20 protein-coding genes, 1 tRNA gene and 1 pseudogene are annotated in these 21,343 nt (G+C 66.1%); 12 read left to right on the forward strand and 10 right to left on the reverse strand.

Going from position 1 to position 21,343, the window contains the following annotated elements; genetic code table 11:
- Positions 1 to 13 precede the first annotated feature (13 nt).
- The 8 genes from JYG32_RS01450 to JYG32_RS01485 form a co-directional block, all read right to left on the reverse strand.
- Positions 14 to 745 carry a MotA/TolQ/ExbB proton channel family protein gene (locus tag JYG32_RS01450; RefSeq protein WP_174382339.1) on the reverse strand — a complete coding sequence of 244 codons (732 nt, stop codon included), beginning with the start codon at positions 743 to 745 and terminating at the stop codon, positions 14 to 16.
- Positions 746 to 781: 36 nt separating this feature from the next.
- Positions 782 to 1,516: an energy transducer TonB gene (locus JYG32_RS01455; RefSeq protein ID WP_174382340.1), complete on the reverse strand. Its 735-nt coding sequence runs from the start codon at positions 1,514 to 1,516 to the stop codon at positions 782 to 784.
- 218 nt (positions 1,517 to 1,734) lie between these two features.
- Positions 1,735 to 1,971: a (2Fe-2S)-binding protein gene (locus JYG32_RS01460; RefSeq protein WP_039370093.1), complete on the reverse strand. Its 237-nt coding sequence runs from the start codon at positions 1,969 to 1,971 to the stop codon at positions 1,735 to 1,737.
- 150 nt (positions 1,972 to 2,121) lie between these two features.
- Positions 2,122 to 2,985 carry a glutamate racemase gene (gene murI / locus JYG32_RS01465; RefSeq protein WP_213264426.1) on the reverse strand — a complete coding sequence of 288 codons (864 nt, stop codon included), beginning with the start codon at positions 2,983 to 2,985 and terminating at the stop codon, positions 2,122 to 2,124.
- A 28-nt stretch (positions 2,986 to 3,013) separates the two neighbouring features.
- Complete coding sequence (gene bfr / locus JYG32_RS01470; RefSeq protein WP_174382342.1) at positions 3,014 to 3,490, reverse strand: bacterioferritin; 477 nt, start codon at positions 3,488 to 3,490, stop codon at positions 3,014 to 3,016.
- A gap of 193 nt (positions 3,491 to 3,683) precedes the next feature.
- Positions 3,684 to 5,207, reverse strand: a complete 1,524-nt coding sequence (locus JYG32_RS01475) for a fumarate hydratase (protein ID WP_174382343.1) — start codon at positions 5,205 to 5,207, stop codon at positions 3,684 to 3,686.
- Positions 5,208 to 5,241: 34 nt separating this feature from the next.
- The gene (locus tag JYG32_RS01480) at positions 5,242 to 5,850 is read right to left on the reverse strand and encodes a TIGR00645 family protein (RefSeq protein ID WP_174382344.1); all 609 of its coding nucleotides are present in this window, start codon (positions 5,848 to 5,850) and stop codon (positions 5,242 to 5,244) included.
- 113 nt (positions 5,851 to 5,963) lie between these two features.
- Positions 5,964 to 6,872: a DMT family transporter gene (locus JYG32_RS01485; RefSeq protein WP_213264427.1), complete on the reverse strand. Its 909-nt coding sequence runs from the start codon at positions 6,870 to 6,872 to the stop codon at positions 5,964 to 5,966.
- A 303-nt stretch (positions 6,873 to 7,175) separates the two neighbouring features.
- Here JYG32_RS01485 and acs point away from each other — a divergent pair, with 303 nt between their 5' ends.
- The 3 genes from acs (at position 7,176) to JYG32_RS01500 (ending at position 11,606) form a co-directional block, all read left to right on the forward strand.
- Positions 7,176 to 9,158, forward strand: a complete 1,983-nt coding sequence (gene acs, locus JYG32_RS01490; protein WP_213264428.1) for an acetate--CoA ligase — start codon at positions 7,176 to 7,178, stop codon at positions 9,156 to 9,158.
- An 85-nt stretch (positions 9,159 to 9,243) separates the two neighbouring features.
- Positions 9,244 to 9,597, forward strand: coding sequence for a DUF4212 domain-containing protein (locus tag JYG32_RS01495; protein ID WP_174382347.1), 354 nt, complete (start codon positions 9,244 to 9,246; stop codon positions 9,595 to 9,597).
- Entirely contained in the window at positions 9,591 to 11,606 is a 2,016-nt protein-coding gene (locus tag JYG32_RS01500; RefSeq protein ID WP_213264429.1) for a sodium:solute symporter family protein, read from the forward strand. The genes JYG32_RS01495 and JYG32_RS01500 overlap by 7 nt, the downstream gene beginning before the upstream one ends.
- An 88-nt stretch (positions 11,607 to 11,694) precedes the next feature.
- Here the strand turns inward: JYG32_RS01500 and JYG32_RS01505 are convergent.
- Positions 11,695 to 11,785 (reverse strand) — tRNA-Ser (locus tag JYG32_RS01505).
- Positions 11,786 to 12,121: 336 nt separating this feature from the next.
- Between JYG32_RS01505 and JYG32_RS01510 the strand changes: the two genes are divergently transcribed.
- The 8 genes from JYG32_RS01510 to JYG32_RS01545 all read left to right on the forward strand — a co-directional run bounded on the left by JYG32_RS01510 (position 12,122) and on the right by JYG32_RS01545 (position 18,905).
- Positions 12,122 to 12,751 carry a LysE family translocator gene (locus tag JYG32_RS01510; RefSeq protein WP_213264430.1) on the forward strand — a complete coding sequence of 210 codons (630 nt, stop codon included), beginning with the start codon at positions 12,122 to 12,124 and terminating at the stop codon, positions 12,749 to 12,751.
- Positions 12,752 to 12,796: 45 nt separating this feature from the next.
- Positions 12,797 to 13,213, forward strand: a complete 417-nt coding sequence (locus JYG32_RS01515) for a hypothetical protein (protein WP_213264431.1) — start codon at positions 12,797 to 12,799, stop codon at positions 13,211 to 13,213.
- A 353-nt stretch (positions 13,214 to 13,566) separates the two neighbouring features.
- The gene (locus JYG32_RS01520; protein ID WP_213264432.1) at positions 13,567 to 14,655 is read left to right on the forward strand and encodes a toxic anion resistance protein; all 1,089 of its coding nucleotides are present in this window, start codon (positions 13,567 to 13,569) and stop codon (positions 14,653 to 14,655) included.
- Between the two features lie 10 nt (positions 14,656 to 14,665).
- Positions 14,666 to 15,412 carry a VWA domain-containing protein gene (locus tag JYG32_RS01525; RefSeq protein ID WP_174384518.1) on the forward strand — a complete coding sequence of 249 codons (747 nt, stop codon included), beginning with the start codon at positions 14,666 to 14,668 and terminating at the stop codon, positions 15,410 to 15,412.
- 44 nt (positions 15,413 to 15,456) lie between these two features.
- On the forward strand, positions 15,457 to 16,473 hold the full coding sequence (locus JYG32_RS01530) for a DUF475 domain-containing protein (RefSeq protein ID WP_174384519.1): 1,017 nt from the start codon (positions 15,457 to 15,459) through the stop codon (positions 16,471 to 16,473).
- Positions 16,474 to 16,573: 100 nt separating this feature from the next.
- Positions 16,574 to 17,230, forward strand: coding sequence for a TerD family protein (locus JYG32_RS01535; protein ID WP_213264433.1), 657 nt, complete (start codon positions 16,574 to 16,576; stop codon positions 17,228 to 17,230).
- Positions 17,231 to 17,281: 51 nt separating this feature from the next.
- Entirely contained in the window at positions 17,282 to 18,148 is an 867-nt protein-coding gene (locus tag JYG32_RS01540; RefSeq protein WP_213264434.1) for a hypothetical protein, read from the forward strand.
- A 136-nt stretch (positions 18,149 to 18,284) separates the two neighbouring features.
- The gene (locus JYG32_RS01545; protein ID WP_213264435.1) at positions 18,285 to 18,905 is read left to right on the forward strand and encodes an HAD family hydrolase; all 621 of its coding nucleotides are present in this window, start codon (positions 18,285 to 18,287) and stop codon (positions 18,903 to 18,905) included.
- A gap of 49 nt (positions 18,906 to 18,954) precedes the next feature.
- Here JYG32_RS01545 and JYG32_RS01550 read toward each other — a convergent pair whose 3' ends face one another.
- On the reverse strand, positions 18,955 to 20,064 hold the full coding sequence (locus JYG32_RS01550; RefSeq protein WP_213264436.1) for a fatty acid desaturase: 1,110 nt from the start codon (positions 20,062 to 20,064) through the stop codon (positions 18,955 to 18,957).
- Positions 20,065 to 20,267: 203 nt separating this feature from the next.
- On the opposite strand from JYG32_RS01550, the pseudogene JYG32_RS01555 reads away from it, so the two are divergent.
- Positions 20,268 to 21,306 (forward strand): annotated as a pseudogene (locus JYG32_RS01555) (AraC family transcriptional regulator).
- The last annotated feature ends 37 nt before the right edge of the window (positions 21,307 to 21,343 follow it).

The following is a 21,343-nucleotide window of genomic DNA, read 5'->3' on the forward strand; positions in this document are numbered from 1 at the left end:
GGTTCACCCCGTCTCAGCTGGCGCGCGTCGCGAGACGCAGGCCGTCGCGCGTCGACGACGATGCGAGGCTCGCACCGGTCACGAAGTAGGCGTGCAGGCCATGCGCGAAGCGGCGCAGCTTGCTGACGACACCCTTGTTTGCGCGGGTCAGTGCGTTGTAGCCGAGCACGGCCGGGATTGCGACGAACAGGCCGAAGGCCGTCATGATCAGCGATTCGCCGACCGGGCCCGCGACCTGGTCGATCGACGTCTGGCCGGTTGCGCCGATCACGAGCAGCGCGTGGTAGATCCCCCAGACCGTGCCGAACAGGCCGACGAACGGTGCCGTGCTGCCGATCGACGCGAGGATCGCGAGGCCGCTCTGCATGCGCGAGATGCCTTCGTCCATCGTGTCCTTCAGGCAGCGCGTGACCCAGTCCGACACGTCCATGCGGTCGTGCAGGTGCGGTTGCGTCTGGTGGTGATGGTCGGCTGCTTCCTTGCCCGACAGCGCGAGCGCGAGGAACGGGTTGTCGTTCGGCGTCGATGCGGTGAGCCCGAGCTTCTTGATGCCGTCGTCGAAATCGTCCGAATGCCAGAATGCCTGTTCGGCGTTCTTCGTGAGGCGGTTCAGGCGAACCACGTTCCAGCCCTTGATGACAATCACGATCCACGACAGGACCGACATCACGAGCAGCGTGATCGCAATGGCGCGCGTGACGAAATCACCTTGCGCCCAGACGTGCGCGATACCGTAGCTTTGCATTTTTTTGTTTCCTTTGAATCTTCCGGATGAGGCAGGTTAGTCGGTGAGCCCGAAGCTGTAGGGCTGTGTGCGGGCGGCGCGGATCGCCTGGCCGTTCTCGATGTACGGACGGCAGGTGGTCGAACGCATCGCGTCGAGTGCGGCATCGTCGAGGCGCGGGTAGCCGCTGCTCTTCTGCAGATCGATGCTTTCGATCTTGCCGGTCACGCCGACGACGAAATGAACATAGGCCGTGCCCGATTCGCCGCGGCGGCGCGACATCGACGGGTAGTCGGGCTTCACGAAGTTGCACTGCAGCGTCGGCACGTTCTTCGGCGCGCTGACCTGCATCGTTTCGCGCGCGGGGCCGGGCGTGGCGGCTGGTGCCGCGGGAGCGGGCGCGGCGGGTGCGGGCGTCGGATCGGCGGCTGCCGGCGCGGGCGTCGGCGACGGGGTCTGCGATTGTGCAACCGGCTGAGGTGTCGGCTTCGCCGTTTTCGGCACCGGCTTCGGCTCGACCTTCGGCTTCACGCGCGGCGTAGGCTTCGGCGGCGCCGGCTGCGGGATCGATTCTGCCGCGACCTGCTGGGCGATCGGCGCAGGCGTGATGAGCTGTGCGGTGATCGTCTGGACCTCGACCGATTTCGGCGGCGGCGCGTTGCGATGGAGCCAGGCGGCCGTCAGCATGATCGCGTGTGCGGCAAGCACACCGACCGCAACGACGATCACTCGGGGATTCATACGTGGTGCAGCCGGCAAGGCGCCGGCAGGAGCGAAATGCGAAGCCTGCATGTTAGCTTGAAAGATCGATGTCGCACCCGGGGCGCGGCGGGTGAATCGGCATCACTTGCGGAAGATCAGCAGCGAGATGCAAACGGTGGTCACAAATCCGATCAGCAATTCCATCACTGGCTCCTTGGCAGGTAAGCCGTTGGCTCGCGTAGACGGTGGCTTGCTGACGGTCAATACAAAAAATGCGGCCTGGGCCGCATGCGCACACTCGGCGCCGGTCAGGCGGCCTTGCGTTCGTAGAACGTGACCGGGATCGGGTGAGCGTGATGCTCGACGCCGCACCGGCTCGCGCAGACGCCTTGCTCGGCCATGAGGTCGCGTACGGACTCCTCGCACTTGCCGCAGCACGTGGCCACGCCGAGCTCGAACTGGAGTTCATCGAAAGAATTCACGCCCTCTGCGAGGGACGCGCGGATCTTGCGATCGGAAACAGACTTGCACACGCAGACGATCATGATGAGTTGCGATAGCTAACGTTAATGCGAATTATTATCATTAATTTTGCGGACGTTGACAAGCCTGGGTCGGGCTTTTTTTAAGGTCATCGGACCCTTGAAACGGCGGGCGCGGCGGAGCCGCGTCGGGATAGCGCGTGCCGGCCCGCGTCAGGCGGTCGCGCAGGCGCGCGCGTTGGGCGAGGAAATGGTGACGGATTCGACCGGCGCATCGAGGCCGAGCAGCGTCGACGCGAGTGCCTGCAATTGGCGGCCGTCGCCGGTCGAGCAGAAGCGGGGCGGTGCGACAGGCGTGCCGGCGGGCGCGCGCAGGCCGTGCTGGTCGAGCACGCGCACGAGCTGGTGCGCGATCGCATCGCTCGTGTCGATGATCGCCATGCGGTCGCCGACAATGTCACGAATCGTTGCGGTGAGGAACGGGTAGTGCGTGCAGCCGAGGACGACCGTATCGGCGCCGTCGTCGAGCATCGGCTGCAGATAGCTGTCGAGCAGCGCACGCAGCGCGGGCGAGCCCGTGTCGCCGCTCTCGATCGCCTGCACGAGCCCGTGGCCCGGCTGGCAGATGAAGCGGCAGCCGGCGCCATGACGTTCGAGCAGCGCCTGGAATCGCGCGCTGCGCAGCGTCGCCTGGGTGGCGAGCACGCCGGCGACACCGCTCGCGGACTGCTGGACGGCCGGCTTGATGCCCGGCTCGACGCCGACGAGCGGGATCGCGAGATGTTCGCGTACCGCCGCGATCGACTGGGCTGTCGCCGTATTGCAGGCGACGACGAGCGCCTTCGCACCCTGCCGGACGAACCATTCGCCGATCGCGAGCGTGCGTTCGGTGATGAATGCGTCGTCGCGTTCGCCGTACGGGATGTAGCGCGTATCGGCCGTATAGACGAACGACTCGCCGGGCAGGTGCGCGTTCACGGCGCGCAGCACCGACAGGCCGCCGAGCCCCGAATCGAAGATTCCGACAGGGGCGGCGGCGCGCATCGCGGTAGCGGCTGGCTGGTTCGTCATCGTCATGGGGACGGCGCGGCGGCGCGTGGGGCGATTACTCGGCGGAACCCATCATCGATTGCTGGTAGTTCTGCAGGCCGACCTTGCCGATCAGGTCGATCTGCGTTTCCAGCCAGTCGATGTGCTCTTCGGTGTCGTCGAGGATCTTTTCGAAGATCTCGCGCGACACATAGTCGCGAACCGATTCGCAGTAGGCGATCGCTTCCTTGCACGTGGCCTGCGAGATCTGCTCGAGCTTCAGGTCGCACTTCAGGATTTCTTCCGTTTCCTCGCCGACGAGCAGCTTGTGCAGGTCCTGCAGGTTCGGCAGGCCGTCGAGCATGAACACGCGCTCGATCAGCCAGTCGGCGTGCTTCATTTCGCCGATCGACTCGTCGTACTCGTGCTTGCCGAGCTTGTCGAGGCCCCAGTGCTTGTACATGCGCGCATGCAGGAAGTACTGGTTGATCGCCGTGAGTTCATTCTTCAGTTGGGCGTTCAGATATTCGATGACTTTCTTGTCGCCTTGCATGGCTGTTCCTTGTTCAGTGGGGCTTCAGAAACCGAACGATAATCGCTCGAACGAGAAAAGCCAAGCCTCGAAGCCTTGTCGGGCCTGCCTTTTGCGTGTAATGAGAATCAGCCTTGAATAACCGGCCGCGCACGATAACGAGAACGAGAAGCAAAAAGGCCGGACTCCCGTCCGGCCTTTCGTTCGATCGCGCTTAAGCGGTTGCGACCGGGATCTTGCCGATCTTCGCCTGCCACTCCTTCGGACCGGTCTGGTGCACCGACGTGCCCGACGAATCGACGGCGACCGTCACCGGCATGTCCTGCACGTCGAACTCGTAGATCGCTTCCATGCCGAGGTCTTCGAATGCGAGCACCTTCGCGCCGCGGATCGCCTTCGACACGAGGTAGGCCGCGCCGCCGACCGCCATCAGGTACGCCGCCTTGTGCTTCTTGATCGCGTCGATCGCGACGGGGCCGCGCTCGGCCTTGCCGACCATCGAGATCAGGCCCGTTTGCGCGAGCATCGTCTCGGTGAACTTGTCCATGCGCGTGGCCGTCGTCGGGCCGGCCGGGCCGACCACTTCGTCGCGCACCGGGTCGACCGGGCCGACGTAGTAGATCACGCGGTTCGTGAAGTCGACCGGCAGCTTTTCGCCCTTCGCGAGCATGTCGGCGATGCGCTTGTGCGCGGCGTCGCGGCCGGTGAGCATCTTGCCCGACAGCAGCAGCGTCTGGCCCGGCGTCCAGCTCGCGACTTGTTCCGGCGTCAGCGTGTTCAGGTCGACGCGCTTGCTGGTTTCCGTGTTCGGTTCCCACTGGACCTTCGGCCAGGCGTCGAGCGACGGCGCTTCAAGCTTGGCCGGGCCCGAACCGTCGAGCACGAAGTGCGCGTGGCGCGTGGCCGCGCAGTTCGGGATCAGCGCGACCGGCTTCGATGCCGCGTGCGTCGGTGCGGCCATGATCTTCACGTCGAGTACGGTCGCCAGGCCGCCGAGGCCCTGCGCGCCGATGCCGAGCGCGTTGACCTTCTCGTGCAGCTCGACGCGCAGTTCCTCGACCCAGTCCTGCGGGCCGCGTGCGATGATTTCCTGGATGTCGATCGGCTCCATCAGCGATTCCTTCGCCATCAGCATCGCCTTCTCGGCCGTGCCGCCGATGCCGATCCCGAGCATGCCGGGCGGGCACCAGCCCGCGCCCATCGTCGGGACCGTCTTCAGCACCCAGTCGACGATCGAGTCGGACGGGTTCAGCATCACGAACTTCGACTTGTTCTCCGAGCCGCCGCCCTTCGCCGCGACCTGCACGTCGACCTTGTCGCCCGGCACGATCTCGTAGTGGATCACGGCCGGCGTGTTGTCCTTCGTGTTCTTGCGGCCACCTTCCGGCGGGTTGACGATCGACGCGCGCAGCACGTTGTCCGGGTGCGTGTAACCGCGACGCACGCCCTCGTTGATCATGTCGGTGAGGCCCATCGTCGCGCCGTCCCAGCGCACGTCCATGCCGACCTTCACGAAGATCGTGACGATGCCGGTGTCCTGGCAGATCGGGCGCTTGCCTTCCGCGCACATGCGGCTGTTCGTGAGGATCTGCGCGATCGCGTCCTTCGCGGCCGGGCTCTCTTCCAGCTCGTACGCGCGGCCGAGTGCCTGGATGTAGTCGAGCGGGTGGTAGTAGCTGATGTACTGCAGCGAATCCGCGATGCTCTGGATCAGGTCTTCCTGTTTGATGACGGTCATGGCTGAGACTCTGTGGGGACAGTGGGGAATGCGTTTATGCGTTGACGGCTGCTTCGGCCGGCTTGCGGGACGCGGCCGCGGCGGGCGCATGCGTCTCGTGGAAATGGGCGGGATGCGTGTGCGTCGTCAGGCGGTCGACCCACGCCATCACGAGCGCCGACACGAGGAACGACACGTGGATGATCACCTGCCACATGATCGCGTGCATCGTGTGCTGGTCGGGGTTGATGAAGGTCTTCAGCAGGTGGATCGACGAAATGCTGATCAGCGCCATCGACAGCTTGACCTTCAGCACGCCCGCGTTCACATGGTCGAGCCATTCGGGTTCGTCGGGGTGGCCCTCGATGCCGAGGCGCGACACGAACGTTTCGTAACCGCCGACGATCACCATGATCAGCAGGTTCGAGATCATCACCACGTCGATCAGGCCGAGCACCGCGAGCATCACGCTGACTTCGTCGAGGCCGGCCGCATGCGACAGCAGGTGCCAGACTTCCTTCAGGAACAGGAACACGTAGACGGCCTGCGCGACGATCAGGCCCAGGTAAAGCGGAACCTGGAGCCAGCGGCTCATGAAAATCAGCGCGGGAAGCGGGCGAAGCGGGCGACGCGCGGGGCGGCCGGGCGAATGCGGGGCGGACATGATGGAGGGTCGGGCGCGGGGCGCAGGTATCGAGGGTAATCTTGAAAAGGCGCGCTATTGTAACGCGTCGGCCAGCGCGACTGCAGCGACGCGCCGGCACGGCCGGGGACCGATCAGGATGCGGCCGCCGGCACGCTTTTCACGCGCAGGCTCGCGAGCACGATGCCGGCGACGACGCACGCGAGCGCGATGCCGTGTGCCAGCGTCGGGCGCTCGCCGAGGAACGCGATCCCGTACGCGGCCGCGGCGATCGGCAGCACCGCGCTGAATACCCCGGCGAGGCTGCCCGGCACGTGCCGGATGCCCTTCATCCACAGCCAGAACGAGAAGATGCTGGCCGACAGGCCATACCAGACGACGAGCGCCCACGTGCCGGCCGGCACGCTCGCGTAATCGAAGTGCCACAGCGCCGTCGCGCCGAGCGGCAGCATCAGGAACAGGCCGAACAGGTGCGTGTATGCGCAGATGTCGATCGGCGCGAGCGTCTGCGTGAGCCGGCGCGACAGGATCACGTAGATCGATTCGCAGCACACGGCACCGAGGATCAGCAGGTTGCCGGTCAGCGAGCCGGACGCGTCGCCGTGCGCGCCATGCGCGGTTGCGCTGCCGTTGGCGAGGTTGATCGTCACGACGCCGGCGATCGCGAGTGCGATGGACACGAGCGCACGGCCGTTCGGTTTTTCGCGCAGGATCAGCCACGCGAACAGCGCGACGATCGCCGGGATCGTGCTCGTGATGACGCCGGCCGCCACCGCGCTCGTGCGCTGCACGCCGTTGAGCATCAGCAGCGTGAACATGAAGGTGCCGAAGAATGCCTGCAGGAACAGGTTCAGCCACTCGCCGCGCTTGACCGCGCGCATCTTCACGGGGCTGAACAGCGGCCACAGCACGACGATCGCGATCACGAAGCGCAGCGTGGCGAGGATGGCGACGGGAACGATTGCAACGATGGATTTACCGATACCGACGTTGCTGCCGACGAACAGCATCGACAGGATGAGGAAGAGGGCGTAGCGATTCAAGCTGGAATCCGGGAGGCGAGTTCAGTTAGGATTGTAGGGTCGCGGTTGTTACAGCGTAAAGCGCCGCCCGGCGGGCGAAACGGCCATGCCGCGTAAGTGACGGGTAAGTTGGAGCGCTTATCGTGGGAACCGCCGGGCCGCACGTTCACCGTCGCGTGACGTGGTGCGGTGCAGCATCGCGCGCAGCCTTCGTGGTCGTGCGCGGGTGGGTGGGAGACAGCGGCGCATATGCGCCGGCCAAGACGCGCGGCGCGCACGATCGCGCCGCCATGCAGAGGATTCATGTTCACCAAGGGGTAGTCGATGTCTGCGATTGAATCGGTTCTTCACGAAACCCGCCAGTTTGCGCCGCCCGCGGCGCTCGAACAGGCGGCGACCATTTCCGGCATGCCGGCCTATCGCGCGCTCGCCGCCGAGGCCGAGCGCGATTACGAAGGCTTCTGGGCGCGTCTCGCGCGCGAGGGCCTCGCGTGGCACAAGCCGTTCACGAACGTGCTCGACGAGTCCAACGCGCCGTTCTACAAGTGGTTCGACGACGGCGAGCTGAACGCGTCCTACAACTGCCTCGACCGTCACGTCGAAGCCGGCAACGGCGAGCGCGTCGCGGTGATCTTCGAGGCCGACGACGGCACCGTCACGCGCATCACCTATGCCGATCTGCTGGCGCGCGTATCGCGCTTCGCGAACGCGCTGAAGAAACGCGGGATCGGCAAGGGCGATCGCGTCGTCATCTACATCCCGATGTCGATCGAAGGCATCGTCGCGATGCAGGCCTGCGCGCGCATCGGCGCGACGCACTCGGTCGTGTTCGGCGGCTTCTCCGCGAAATCGCTGAACGAGCGGCTCGTCGACGTCGGCGCGGTCGCGCTCGTCACGGCCGACGAGCAGGCGCGCGGCGGCAAGACGCTGCCGCTCAAGAGCATCGCCGACGAGGCGATCGCGATGGGCGGCTGCGAAGCGGTGAAGAGCGTGATCGTCTATCGCCGCACCGGCGGCAAGATCGACTGGCATGCAGGGCGCGACCTGTGGATGCATGAGATCGCGGACGGCGAGTCCGACACGTGCGAGCCGGAATGGGTCGGCGCCGAGCATCCGCTGTTCATCCTGTATACGTCGGGCTCGACCGGCAAGCCGAAGGGCGTGCAGCACAGCACGGGCGGCTACCTGCTGTGGGCCGCGCAGACGATGAAGTGGACCTTCGACTGGAAGCCGACCGACGTGTTCTGGTGCACGGCGGACATCGGCTGGGTCACCGGTCACACGTACATCACGTATGGCCCGCTCGCGTGCGGCGGCACGCAGGTCGTGTTCGAGGGCGTGCCGACCTACCCGGATGCCGGCCGCTTCTGGAAGATGATCGGCGATCACAAGGTCAGCGTGTTCTACACCGCGCCGACCGCGATCCGTTCGCTGATCAAGGCCGCCGAAGCCGACGACAAGGTGCATCCGAAGAGCTACGACCTGTCGAGCCTGCGCATCATCGGCACCGTCGGCGAGCCGATCAATCCGGAAGCGTGGATGTGGTATCACAAGCACGTCGGCCAGGAGCGCTGCCCGATCGTCGATACGTGGTGGCAGACCGAGACGGGCGGGCACATGATCACGCCGCTGCCGGGCGCGACGCCGACCGTACCCGGTTCGTGCACGCTGCCGCTGCCGGGCATCATGGCTGCGGTGGTCGACGAGACGGGCCAGGACGTGCCGAACGGGCAAGGCGGCATCCTCGTCGTCAAGCGCCCGTGGCCGGCGATGATCCGCACGATCTGGGGCGACCCGGAGCGTTTCAAGAAGAGTTATTACCCGGAAGAACTCGGCGGCACGCTCTACCTTGCCGGCGACGGCACCGTGCGCGACAAGGACACCGGCTACTTCACGATCATGGGCCGGATCGACGACGTGCTGAACGTGTCGGGCCACCGGCTCGGCACGATGGAGATCGAGTCGGCGCTGGTGTCGCACGAGCTCGTTGCCGAGGCGGCCGTGGTCGGCCGCCCGGACGATACGACGGGCGAGGCGGTCGTCGCGTTCGTCGTGCTGAAGCGTTCGCGTCCGGAAGGCGAAGAGGCCGCGGCGCTCGCGAAGACGCTGCGCGACTGGGTCGGCAAGCAGATCGGGCCGATCGCGAAGCCGAAGGACATCCGTTTCGGCGACAACCTGCCGAAGACGCGCTCGGGCAAGATCATGCGGCGCCTGCTGCGCTCGCTCGCGAAGGGCGAGGCGATCACGCAGGACACGTCCACGCTCGAGAACCCGGCCATCCTCGACCAACTCGCCGAAGTGCGCTGATCGTACCTGTCGTGCATCACGCGCGCATGAGCCCCTGCGCGGCAATCCCGATTGCCCGCGCAGGGGCTTTTTGCTAAATAACGGCATGACCGTTCCGACCCGTCCGGCGCCTGTCGCGCCGCCGCCCGTTCCCGCGCCGCTCGCGCGTGCCCACGCGCGCTACTGGCGCTTCAACGTCGCGCTGATCGCGGTGCTGATGGCGATCGGCTTCTCGGTGTCGTTCATCGTGCCGTTCTTCGGGCCCGCGCTCGCCGGGGTCCGGTTCGCCGGCTTCAGCCTGCCGTTCTATGTCGGCGCGCAGGGCGCGATTCTCGTGTATCTCGTGCTGATCGTCGTCTACATCGGGCTGATGCAACGCGCGGACCGCACGCTGCGCCGCGCGTACGACGACCATGCGGCGCGCACGGCAATGCGCACGGCGGGCGCTGATTCATGCTGACGCATCGACTGATACGCGCATACGCGCTCTACACGCTGGGTTTTCTCGGGTTCGTGCTGCTGATGTGGCGGATCGAGCGCGCGACCGGCTCCGGTGTCTGGATCGGCTACGTGTTCCTGTTCGTGCCGATCGCCGTGTACGCGGTGATCGGGCTGCTGTCGCGCACGTCCGATCTCGTCGAGTACTACGTGGCCGGGCGGCGCGTGCCGTCTGCGTTCAACGGGATGGCGACCGCGGCCGACTGGCTGTCGGCCGCGTCGTTCATCGGCCTGGCCGGATCGCTCTACTCGACCGGCTACGACGCGCTGGCGTACGTGATGGGCTGGACGGGCGGGTTCTGCCTCGTCGCGTTCCTGCTCGCGCCTTATGTGCGCAAGCTCGCGCGCTACACGATTCCCGACTTTCTCGGTACGCGCTTCTCGAGCACGGCCGTGCGCGCGCTGGCGGCCGGCGCGGCGATCCTGTGTTCGTTCGTGTATCTGGTCGCGCAGATCCAGGGGATCGGCTTGATCGCGACGCGCTTCATCGGCGTCGATTTCGCGATCGGGATCTTCTGCGGGCTCGCGGGCATTCTCGTGTGCTCGTTTCTCGGCGGGATGCGCGCAGTCACGTGGACGCAGGTCGCGCAGTACATCATCCTGATCAGCGCGATCCTGATTCCGGTGTCGCTGATCGCGATGAAGAACGGGCTCGGCCCCGTGCCGCAGTTCAATTACGGCAAGCTGATGGAGCGTGTCGCGGCGCGCGAGGCGCAGGTGCGCGACGCGGCCGACGAGCAAAAGGTGCGCGACGCGTACCGTCGGCAAGCCGCGGACATCCAGACGCGGCTCGACCGCTTGCCGGCGTCCTATGCGGACGCGCGCAGGCATCTCGTCGACCAGCTCGCCGACTTGCGGCGCCACAACGGGCCGCTGCGCGAGATCAGCCAGCGCGAGCGCGAGCTGGCCGACTTCCCGCGCGATCCGGCGGCGGCGCGCGTCGCGTGGACGCAGGCGCGCGACGACATGCTTGCGCGCGCGGAGCCGCCCGTGCCGATGCACGAGCCGTTTCCCGCCGCGAGCGACGACGAACGCAAGCCGCGCGAGCGGAATTTCCTCGCGCTGCTGCTATGCCTGTCGCTCGGCACCGCGAGCCTGCCGCACATCCTGACGCGCTACAACACGACCACGTCGGTCGCGTCGGCGCGGCGCTCGGTCGGCTGGACGCTGTTCTTCATCGCGCTGTTCTACCTGAGCGTGCCGGTGCTCGCGGTGCTGATCAAGTACGAGATCCTCGCGAACCTCGTCGGGCGGCCGTTCGCCGAATTGCCTGCGTGGGTCACGCAATGGCATCACTTCGAACCCGATCTGATCAGCGTCGTCGAGGTGATTCGAGACGGCATCGTGCACTGGTCGGAAATCCAGATGCAGCCGGACATGGTCGTGCTGGCCGCGCCGGAGATCGCGGGGCTGCCATATGTCGTGTCGGGGCTGATCGCGGCCGGTGCGCTTGCCGCCGCGCTGTCGACCGCGGACGGGCTGCTGCTGACGATCGCGAACGCGCTGTCGCACGACGTCTATTACTGCATGGTCGCGCCTGACGCGTCGAGCCAGCGGCGCGTGACGATCTCGAAGGTGCTGCTGCTCGGTGTCGCGCTGTTCGCGTCGTATGTCGCGTCGCTCAATACGGGGAAGATCCTGTTTCTTGTCGGCGCCGCGTTCTCGCTGGCGGCATCGAGCTTCTTTCCGGTGCTCGTGCTCGGCGTGTTCTGGAAGCGCACGACGACGCGCGGCGCGATCGCCGGGATGGTGACGGGGCTCGCGGTGTGCGTGTACTACATCGTGTCGACCTATCCGTACTTCACGCAGTTGACGGGGTTCGCGGGGCGCACGTGGTTCGGGATCGAGCCGATCAGTTCGGGTGTGTTCGGCGTGCCGGCGGGGTTTGCGGTGGCGATTGCGGTGAGCTTGTGCGATCAGCGGCCGGATGAATATACGCGGGCGCTGGTGGATTACATTCGGCATCCGTGACGCGGAAGGCGGGCGGATGCGGGGCGTGTCGGTGCGCCAAAGGAAAAGCCCCTTGATTTATCGGGAAATCAAGGGGCTTCAGGCATTCTGGCGGAGAGAGGGGGATTCGAACCCCCGATAGGCGATTAACCTATACACGCTTTCCAGGCGTGCGACTTAAACCACTCATCCATCTCTCCGGAAGACCGAGAGTATAGCAAACTCTGACGGCGGCCCGCCACTCCCTTGCACGTCGGTCGGAAATCCGTCGTCATCGACAGCCACACCGACCGCGGATCGCCCTGCGTCAGATACCCGCCGATCGTCGACGACCGGTACGACTTGTTTGCGACATTACGCACGGTCGCGCGCCTGTACCGACGTTGCACAGCCGCCGAGCGGGCATCGGAATGAATGTGCGATCATCGACCGTCCGTATTCGTCGCAACAAATCGAGGGTGCCGGTTGCGACCCGCATAGCCGATGGAGACGATGCAATCCGTACGCACCGCTCCCTTCAGAAGGAACGCCCCGCCATGTCGCTCTCCGCCTTGTTCGCATTTGCCCTGATCCTGTCCGTCGGCGTCGCGACGCCCGGCCCGACGGTGTTGCTCGCGATGAGCAACGGGTCGCGGTACGGCTTGCGTCACGCGATGGTCGGCATGCTCGGCGCCGTCACGGCCGATGTCGTGCTCGTCGCCCTGGTCGGGCTCGGCCTTGGCGTGCTGCTCGACGCGTCGGAAACGGCGTTCGTGACGCTGAAGCTGCTCGGCGCGGCGTGGCTCGCGTATGTCGGCATCCGGATGCTGATGTCCAGCGGCCGTTCCACTGCAGCGCAGGAGTTCGAGCACGCGACGCCCGATCGCCGGACTGCGTTCCTGAAGAGCTTTTTCGTCGCGATGAGCAACCCGAAGTACTACCTGTTCATGTCCGCGCTGCTGCCGCAGTTCGTCGACCGGTCGCACGCGATCGCGCCGCAATACGCGATCCTCGCGGCGACGATCGTCGCGATCGACGTCATCGGGATGACCGGCTACGCGCTGCTCGGCGTGCATTCGGTGCGCGTATGGAAAGCGGCCGGGGAGAAGTGGCTGAACCGGGTCAGCGGGTCGCTGCTGCTGATGCTCGCGGGGTATGTCGCGCTGTATCGCAAGACCGCGAACTGACGCGGCGATGCATCGGGAAAGCGGCACGCCGACACCGGCGCGGCGATGAAACCGGTCGATCGCTTTACGCTCGAAACGCACGACGGTCCGTACGAATCGTGGCCGTCACGCACGCATGTGCTCGTGGGCGGCGTGCGCTCCGGTCTCGCCGTTTCCGGCTACGTGCTGCTGCGCCAGTTCGAGATGCCGGCCGCGTATCTGCTCGTCACCGACTATGACTGCCCGTTCGAGGAAGCCGTCACGTTCACGCTCGTGTCGAAGGATCCGCTGAAGGTGCGCGCGCAGCGCACGGTCGGCGCGATGTACGCGTCGTGCCATCTGGACGACATCACGTGGTCCGACGACCGGCATTTCAGCGCAACGTTCGTGGATATCGACGGGCGATGGGATTTCACGATTCGTAACCGATCCGTGCCGTTCATCCTGCCTCGGCTTGGCATGAATCGCGTGCAGGATCGGTAACGCGCGATCGGCGATCGTGAGTGTCTCGTCCGCGTGTGCGCGGCGCCTGAAATCCGTAAATACCGGCGATTTCATTTTTCTTTCGCATTGATCAGACATGTAAGTTTGGATGTGTCCGGATCTTGCGTGGCCAAGGCGCATGGCGGCAGGAGCGGCGACGTCCGTGCATCGCGTTCACACACTTCATTACAAAATGAATGGAAATTGAAAGAATTCCGTCCCTTGACGCACTGCACCGTCGCCATTTATTGTCCGTCTGCCGTCCGTGAGAGAGCACGGCGGTAATCGCGGATGCGCGCCTCGCGCGCACGACAACACGCAGCAAAAAGCAGAAAAGGAAACGTGGTAGCCACATGAAGCCGCTATTCGATGACAAGAAATCCGATGCGGTCAGCGATCGTCCTTCCACCCCGTCTTTGTCACCCGTCGCAGTGCCTGCCGACGCTGTCGTGCCGGCCGTGCAGCCGACGGAGCATGCGCGCCTGATCACCGTCGACGAGATCGACCAGCTCGGCGTGGCCCAAAGTACGCGCATCGCCGCCTTCTCCCAGCAGATTCTCGCCAGCGTCCGCGCGTCGGATGCCGACCAGTTCGGCGACAAGCTCAACGAACTGATTGCAACCGCGAAGGGGCTCGACCCGCGCGGCGCCGACAAGGGCGGGCTGCTCACGCAGGTCACGCGGCTGTTCCGCTCGACCAAGGAGAAGCTGCTGTCGCAGTACGAGTCCGTGAGCAAGCGGATGGACGCGCTCGTCGTCGAGCTGGAAAACCATGCGCAGCGCCAGAAGGCCGGCATCGACGAGCTCGAGCGGATGTACAACGACAACTACGCGCTGCACCAAGCGCTCGCGCAGTCGAAGGCGCATGGCGAAACGGCGCTCGCGACGCTGCGCGCGCATCTCGCGGCCGGCCAGCAGCAGCCGGACGACGCGTTCGGCGCGCAGCGCCTGCTCGACGTGAAGCGCAAGGTCGACGCGCTCGAGAGCAAGCTCGACGACCTCGACCGCGCGATGCTGATGTCGAAGCAGCTCGCGCCGCAGATCCGGATGGAGCAGGACCAGAAACGCACGCTGACGTCGAAATTCATGACGATCAAGACCGTGCTGATCCCCGCGTGGACCAACGCGTTCGCGCTCTACCTCGAGCAGCTCAGCACGAAGCGCGCGGCGGCGCTCGCGAACGCGACGTACGACGCGGCCGACGAGGCGATCCGCGCGCAGGCCGACCTGAATCGCCAGAACGCGCAGGAAGTCGCGAAGCTCGGCCAGCGCCCGGTGATCTCGACCGACACGTTCGAATATGCGCAGCAGCAGTTGTTCGGCGCGTTCGACGACATCACGCAGATCATCGCCGACGGCAAGCGCCAGCGCGAGCAGGACGCACCGCGCCTGCGCCAGCTCGAACAGGACCTGATCACCCGATTCGCTCCGAAGCACCATTGAGGAACACCGCATGATTACGCTTGAGAAACGCGCGGCGAAGGTCGCGATCGTCCTCGAAAAACGCCAGATCCTGAAGCCGCCCGTCGTGCGCGTCGGCGCGGCGCTCGACATCTCGGGCTCCGCGAAGCCGCTTTACCAGTCGGGCGTGATCCAGGAGACGCACGACCGGATCCTCGGCATTGCACTGAAGTTCGACGACAACGGCGAAGTCGACACGTGGACCTTCACCGAAGGCTACGACCGCCTGCCGACCGCGACGCCGGACAACTACGGCTCGTACATCTCCGACTACGTGCTCGAAGCGCGGATCGACAAGTGGGGCGGCACGCAGTACGCGCCGGTGATGAACGACATCGTCGACTTCTTCTTCCGCGCGCCGGAGCCGGCGCCGAAGCGCGAGGAAAAGCGCGGCTTCCTGAGCCGGCTGTTCGGCGGCGCGGACGAAACGCCCGCGCCGGCCGCATCCGCGCCGGCGAACGGCCATCTGCCCGCATGGGTGCTGTTCGTCACCGACGGCCAGAACCCGAAGAACGACCGCAAGCGCGTGCGCCAGTTGCTGGCCGAGTCGCAGCACTTCCCGCTGTACTGGTCGCTCGTCGGCGTCGGCGATCCGAGCGAATTCGGCTTCCTCGCGGAAGTCGCGGACGAGATGCCGAACGTCGGCTTCCTGCATCTCGAATCGCTCGACGTCAGCGACGAACAGATCTACGAGCAGTTGATCACGCAGGAATTCTGCGACTGGGTGCGCGCGAAGTAAGCGCGGCCCACACGCCCATTTTTCAGAACTCGATTACCCCCATCATGTTGAAAGATTTCAAGATCCCGCTGTCGCTCACGGTGCTCGCGCTGGTCGCGGCCTATCTCCTCGGCGGCGTGAAGGACATGCTGATCGTCGCGGTCCTGTGTGTGCTCGAAATTTCACTGTCGCTGGACAACGCGGTCGTCAACGCATCGGTGCTCAAGAACTGGTCGGAGAAGTGGCGCAACCGCTTCATGGTGTTCGGCCTGCCGGTTGCCGTGTTCGGCATGCGGCTCGTGTTCCCGCTGCTGATCGTCGCGGTGATCGGCCACATCGGCCTGTGGGACGCGCTGACGCTCGCGGTCGAATCGCCGGAGAAGTACGCGGCGGTGCTGACGTCCGCGCATCACGAGGTGTCGGCGTTCGGCGGCGCGTTCCTGCTGATGGTGTTCTTCAAGTTCATGCTCGACACCGAGAAGGACGAGCACTGGATCGGTTTCCTCGAAGGCCCGATGCGCCATCTCGGCCGCATCACGGCGCTGGAAGTGGCGCTGACGCTCGCGATCGTGATCGTCGCGTCGTTCCATGTGCCGGCGGCCGAGCAGGTCAGCTTCCTGCTCGCAGGCGCGTTCGGCGTGATCGGTTTCGTGATCGCGCACGGCGTGGGCGACCTGGTCGGCGGCGAGGAGACGGGCACGCGCGTGGTACGCGAAGGCGTCGCGGGGTTCATGTATCTCGAAGTGCTCGATTCGTCGTTCAGCTTCGACGGCGTGATCGGTGCGTTCGCGCTGTCGAACAACATCTTCCTGATCGCGCTCGGTCTCGGCGTCGGCGCGGCCTACATCCGGGAGATGACGCTCGTGCTGCTGAAGAAGGGCACGCTCGCGCAGTACCGCTATCTCGAACACGGCGCGTTCTGGGCGATCGGTGCGCTCGCAACGATCATGTTCCTCGGCGTGAAGTTCGACGTGCCCGAAGTCGTCACGGGCCTGATCGGCGCGGCGATGATCGCCGCGGCCGTGTGGTCGTCGATCGTCGTTCAGCGCAAGGAAGACCGGACTGCGGTGGCGGGCGAATAACCGCGCGTCAGGCGCGGCACGGAAACCATCAACGAGGGGCCGCACCGTGCGGCCCGGCATTGCCGCCGGCGCAACGGCGGTTCCAGCAGAAGAGGTTCAGATGATCAATTTGTCGAAAGGCGGTCGCGTCAACCTGTCGAAGGAAGCGCCCGGCACGCAGAAATTCCGTATCGGTCTCGGTTGGGACGCGAACGCGACGGACACGGGCACGGATTTCGATCTCGACGTGTCGGTGTTCCTGTGCAAGTACGATGCGCAGACCAATCCGAAGCTGATCTCCGATCAGCACTTCGTGTTCTACAACAGCGAAGTGCGTACGATGGACCGCAAGGAAACCTTCATCCAGCCGGGCGACGATTTCCCGAAGCGCGGGATGCCGGCCTCGAAGTGCATGGGCGTCGTGCATAGCGGCGACAACCGTACGGGCAGCGGCGACGGTGACGACGAGGTGATCTTCATCGACGTGACGAAGCTCGCGGCCGATGTCGAGGAAATCTCGGTGGTCGTGACGATCGACCAGGCCGAAGCGCGCCGCCAGAATTTCGGGCAGGTTCGCAACAGCTACATCCAGATTGCCGACGAGGTGTCGGGCGCGGTGATCGCGAAGTACGCGCTCGAGGAAGACTTCTCGATGGAGACGTCGGTGCAGGTCGGCAGCTTCTATCGCCGCGACGGCCACTTCATGTTCAAGGCGGTCGGTGCCGGCTACAACCGTGGCCTCGGCGACTTCGTGCTCGCGTACGGCGGCGCGGTCTGATTGGCGGCAGCCCGGCGTACGGGAAACCGCCGCGCCGGGCAGGATGCAGCGATGACGAATCCGTCCGACGAGCCGAAGCGGCTCGAATTCGATACGACGCCCGAGCGCACGCCCGGGCGTCTTGCGTTCGACGCGCCGCCCGCGGCCGGTGCGCCGGCTGCACGCGCGCCCGACCGGCCGGCGCCGCAGGCGCTCGACTTCGGGCCGGCGGTCGACCAGGCCATGCGCACAGCGCCCGCCGATGCGGTCGGCCGCGCGCTGTTCGGCGAATCGAACCACCCGCTGCTCGAATCGTGCTTCCGCGCCGCGCAGGCCAGCTTCCCGAATCTCTATCCCGACTACGCGCCGCGCATCGAGCGGCACATCCGGCAACTGGTGCCGCTCAAGCTCGCGACGGTCGCGACGATCGGCGACGGCGCGCTGGAGACGGCGGGCAACCTCGTCGAAGCCGTCGCGGCGACGACCCGCGAATTCAACGAACTCGGCGCGGCCGACATGATGGCCGGCATGCTCGCGCAGGCGACGCGCAAGGCCGGCATGTTCGAACGCTGGTTCGGCGCGGCGTCGGGCCATGTCGACTACCGTGCGGCGCTCGGCGCGCTCAAGCAGTCGCTCGGCTTCTTCCCGCGCCGCACCGAGGAGCTTGCCGCGAAGGTCCGCCATGCGGAAGAGAACCTCGTGGTCGTACTCGCGGCGCTGAGCGCGGTGGCGGACGTCGTGCGCGTGCCGGACGACGCGGGCGTCGAGCGCACGCTGTTCGACCGCCGCAACATCGTCGGGCAGGCCGTCCAGCAGATCCGGATGCAACCCGCGCAACTGCGCGGGCTCGACGAGCGCGTGACCGATCTGCTGTCGCGTGCCGATCACCTGATGAACGTCGTGCTGCCGGCAGCGCTGGCGGCGCGGCCGCAGCGCTGAGAGCACGGCACGACGACCACGTGCGCTGCGGCGCGCGTGGTCGCTGCCCGGGTCAAGCTTCGTCACGCCGTTTCGCGCGCACTGGCACGAGTCTGCTATCTTCCCGGGCATCTCATCGCTTTCCCGCCGATTCTCCATGACTGACCGCATCGTCGCCGCGTTCGATTTCGACGGCACCATCACGACTACCGACAGCTTCCGCCACTTCGTCCGCTACGCGGTCGGTACGCCGCGCTTTGCGTGGGCCGGGCTGCGCGCGCTGCCGTGGATCGCCGCGATGAAGGCCGGGCTGTTGTCGCGCGGCGACGCGAAGGCGAAGTTCGCGTGGTTCGCGTTCGGGCCGATCCGCGAGGACGCGCTCGACGTGCTGGCGCGCACGTTCGTCGACACGTATCTGCCGAACTTCGTACGTCCGGAAATGCTCGAGCGCATGCGCGAGCACCAGGCGCGCGGGCACGAAGTCGTGCTGGTCAGCGCGTCGCCGTCGCTGTATCTGGAGAAGTGGGCGAAGACGGTCGGCTTCGACACCGTGCTCGCGACGCGGCTCGCGTTCGAGCGCGGCACATTCGCCGGACGGCTCGACGGCGAGAACTGCTGGGGGCCGCAGAAGGTCGTGCGGCTGCGCGGGTGGTGGGGCAACCGGCCGCCGAAGCAGTTGTTCGCATACGGCGACAGCCGCGGCGACAAGGAAATGGCCGAACTCGCAAACTGGTCGTGGATCCGCGGCAAGGGAGCGATGCCGCCGATCGGCGACTGATGGCCGATGATCGGGCGGCGCGGCGCAGTGCGCCGCCCCGGCGCCGGCGTTACGCGTCGGCCTGCGCGTGGCGCGCGCTGCGCGACGCACGATACGCGCCCCAGCGATTCGCACGCGCAAACGTGCCGACGTCGTTGAAGCGCACACCGACTTCGCGCAATGCCGCATGCGCGGTTCGCGCGGTCAGTTGCCGGATATAGAACGGGTCGCGCACCACGAAGTGATGGATCGCATGCGTGCTGCCGAAATTGAAGCAGAACAACTGGAACGGCACCATCCACCACGGGTTGAGCACCTGCGTCTGCTGGATCACGTTGCGCGAATCGATGTCGCCGAAGTAATGCATGTTCGAGCTGACGAAGTTGATGCAGAAGCTGCGCACGAAGTTCGGCCCGAGCCACACTACCGCGAGAAAATCGACGACGTTCATCGCGCGCTCGACGATCGCCGGCACCGTCACCGCGTAGCCGAACGCATGCAGTGCGAACAGGCCGACGTGATAGACGATGAACGCGTGCCACAGCGCGTAATACACGTGACCGACCGGCATGTACGACGACACCTGCTCGACGCGCAACTGCATGCGTTCGGCCGGATCCTGCACCGGCTGCGCGGCCACATACTGCTGCACCTTGCGGCGCATCGCGGCCGGCCGCAGCACGACGGCGAGCATCCCGTCCGCGATCATCAGCAGGCGCTTCACGCCCCAGCGCTCGCCGTTGGTGATGCCGAATTCCTCGAGATCCGATTCGCCGCCCGACACCTTGTGGTGATGCAGGTGCATGCGCCGCCGCGTCCACGGGTTGATCGTGCCGGGCCGCGTGAGCCAGCACAGCGCCATCATCAGGTGATAGGCCCACGGTGTCTTCTTGAAGTACATCAGGTGAATCAGGTCGTGCTCGAGCTCGTGGATCAGCGACGTGACGAACGCGGCGAGCGGCAGCGCGACGTACCACGCGATCGTGCCGCGCGCATACAGCCACGCGATCGCGAGCATCGCGGCGACCGACGCGGCCATCACGGTCGCGCCGACCAGGTTCTGGTTGTGGAGCAGCGGAAAGCGCGCGCGGATCGCGTCGCTCGCGGCGTTGACCTCGCGGCGGACGTACGCGACCTTGTCTGCGTCGTGGCGAAAGACGGTTCGTGCGGGTTGGCTCATCGACCGGAATCCGTGCGGAAAGAGTGGGGCGTTATGCCGATGTGACAAGCATAGGCGCGCGCCGCACCGCACGCGAGGGCCGCCGGTGCCAATGGTGGTGTCATTCCAGGCCACGACGGCCGGCGAGCGGCTAGAGTGCCGCTGCGGTGTCATTGCGGGCCAGCGACGCTACAATCCGCCGAAACCGCTCTGGAGTCCCCCGCATGGCCCTGTCCGTCCCGGATGCCGCGCGCCAGTTGAACAAGGCGACGGTGTCGTCCGCGTATGCGCTGTTCATGCTGATGCTGGCCGAGGAGCGCGGCATCGATGGCGGCCGCATTCTCGCCGGCTCGGGCGTCGAGCGCGAGCGGCTCGCGCAGCCCGATGTGCGCATCACGCCGCTGCAGCAGGCGGCGATCGTGTTCAACCTGCTCGACGCGACGGACGACCCGTCGATCGCGATCGAGATCGGCCTGCGCAGCAGCCTGACGAAAGCGGGGCTGATCGGCTTCGGGCTGATGAGCTGCGCGACGCTCGGCGAGGCGATCGCGCTCGGCATCCGCTACCTGCCGACGCGCGTGCCGTTCTTCTCGGTGCGGCTCGCACAGCTCGACGGGATCGTCGACATCGACGTGCTCGAAGCGTTTCCGCTCGGCCGGCTGCGCCAGTTCGCGGTCGAGAACTTCCTGGTCGAAACGGCGATCCTGTTCAATTCGCTGCTGTATCCGGCGCCGGGACGCACGCTGCAGTCGCGCAGCCGAGCTGCACTTCGCGTGGCCCGAGCCGCCGTGGTTCGAGCGTTATCGCGCGCGGCTGCCGCGCTGCCATTTCGACGCGAGCGCGAACCGCATCCGCTGCGACGCCGAGCTGCTCGACGAGCCGATCGGCACCGCGAACGCGCAGACCGCGCAGATGATCGTCCAGCAATGCGAGGCCGAACTCGCGCGGCTCGGTTATGCGGAGAGCATCGTCGAGCGCGTGCGCAACCTGCTGATCTGCGGCGATGGCGGTTATCCGTCGGTCGACGACGTCGCGCGCGAGCTGCATGTGTCGGCGCGCACGCTCAAGCGTAAGCTCGCCGAGTACGGCGCGACCTATTCGACGCTGCTCGACGAGATCCGGCTGCGCGACGCGCTGCGCCTGCTCGAGGGCACGCGGCTGCCGGTCGACGAGATCGCGGCGCGCGTCGGTTATACGGACCGCGCCAACTTCACGCGCGCGTTCAAGCGCTGGACGGGCGTCGCGCCGAGCGAGCGGCGCTGAACGCAGGGGCGAACGGGCCTGTGCTGCCGGCCTGCCG

This window comes from Burkholderia pyrrocinia (genome assembly GCF_018417535.1).
GTDB lineage: Bacteria > Pseudomonadota > Gammaproteobacteria > Burkholderiales > Burkholderiaceae > Burkholderia > Burkholderia pyrrocinia_E.

Bases quoted from the DNA above. Each gene is read 5' to 3' on its own strand.
- JYG32_RS01525 (WP_174384518.1), top strand. From the start codon at position 14,666: ATGATTACGCTTGAGAAACGCGCGGCGAAGGTCGCGATCGTCCTCGAA.
- JYG32_RS01475 (WP_174382343.1), bottom strand. From the start codon at position 5,207: ATGACCGTCATCAAACAGGAAGACCTGATCCAGAGCATCGCGGATTCG.
- JYG32_RS01460 (WP_039370093.1), bottom strand. From the start codon at position 1,971: ATGATCGTCTGCGTGTGCAAGTCTGTTTCCGATCGCAAGATCCGCGCG.
- JYG32_RS01455 (WP_174382340.1), bottom strand. From the start codon at position 1,516: ATGCAGGCTTCGCATTTCGCTCCTGCCGGCGCCTTGCCGGCTGCACCA.
- JYG32_RS01495 (WP_174382347.1), top strand. From the start codon at position 9,244: ATGACCGTTCCGACCCGTCCGGCGCCTGTCGCGCCGCCGCCCGTTCCC.
- acs (WP_213264428.1), top strand. From the start codon at position 7,176: ATGTCTGCGATTGAATCGGTTCTTCACGAAACCCGCCAGTTTGCGCCG.
- JYG32_RS01520 (WP_213264432.1), top strand. From the start codon at position 13,567: ATGAAGCCGCTATTCGATGACAAGAAATCCGATGCGGTCAGCGATCGT.
- murI (WP_213264426.1), bottom strand. From the start codon at position 2,985: ATGACGATGACGAACCAGCCAGCCGCTACCGCGATGCGCGCCGCCGCC.
- bfr (WP_174382342.1), bottom strand. From the start codon at position 3,490: ATGCAAGGCGACAAGAAAGTCATCGAATATCTGAACGCCCAACTGAAG.
- JYG32_RS01515 (WP_213264431.1), top strand. From the start codon at position 12,797: ATGAAACCGGTCGATCGCTTTACGCTCGAAACGCACGACGGTCCGTAC.
- JYG32_RS01540 (WP_213264434.1), top strand. From the start codon at position 17,282: ATGACGAATCCGTCCGACGAGCCGAAGCGGCTCGAATTCGATACGACG.
- JYG32_RS01510 (WP_213264430.1), top strand. From the start codon at position 12,122: ATGTCGCTCTCCGCCTTGTTCGCATTTGCCCTGATCCTGTCCGTCGGC.
- JYG32_RS01500 (WP_213264429.1), top strand. From the start codon at position 9,591: ATGCTGACGCATCGACTGATACGCGCATACGCGCTCTACACGCTGGGT.
- JYG32_RS01530 (WP_174384519.1), top strand. From the start codon at position 15,457: ATGTTGAAAGATTTCAAGATCCCGCTGTCGCTCACGGTGCTCGCGCTG.
- JYG32_RS01545 (WP_213264435.1), top strand. From the start codon at position 18,285: ATGACTGACCGCATCGTCGCCGCGTTCGATTTCGACGGCACCATCACG.
- JYG32_RS01480 (WP_174382344.1), bottom strand. From the start codon at position 5,850: ATGTCCGCCCCGCATTCGCCCGGCCGCCCCGCGCGTCGCCCGCTTCGC.
- JYG32_RS01535 (WP_213264433.1), top strand. From the start codon at position 16,574: ATGATCAATTTGTCGAAAGGCGGTCGCGTCAACCTGTCGAAGGAAGCG.
- JYG32_RS01550 (WP_213264436.1), bottom strand. From the start codon at position 20,064: ATGAGCCAACCCGCACGAACCGTCTTTCGCCACGACGCAGACAAGGTC.
- JYG32_RS01450 (WP_174382339.1), bottom strand. From the start codon at position 745: ATGCAAAGCTACGGTATCGCGCACGTCTGGGCGCAAGGTGATTTCGTC.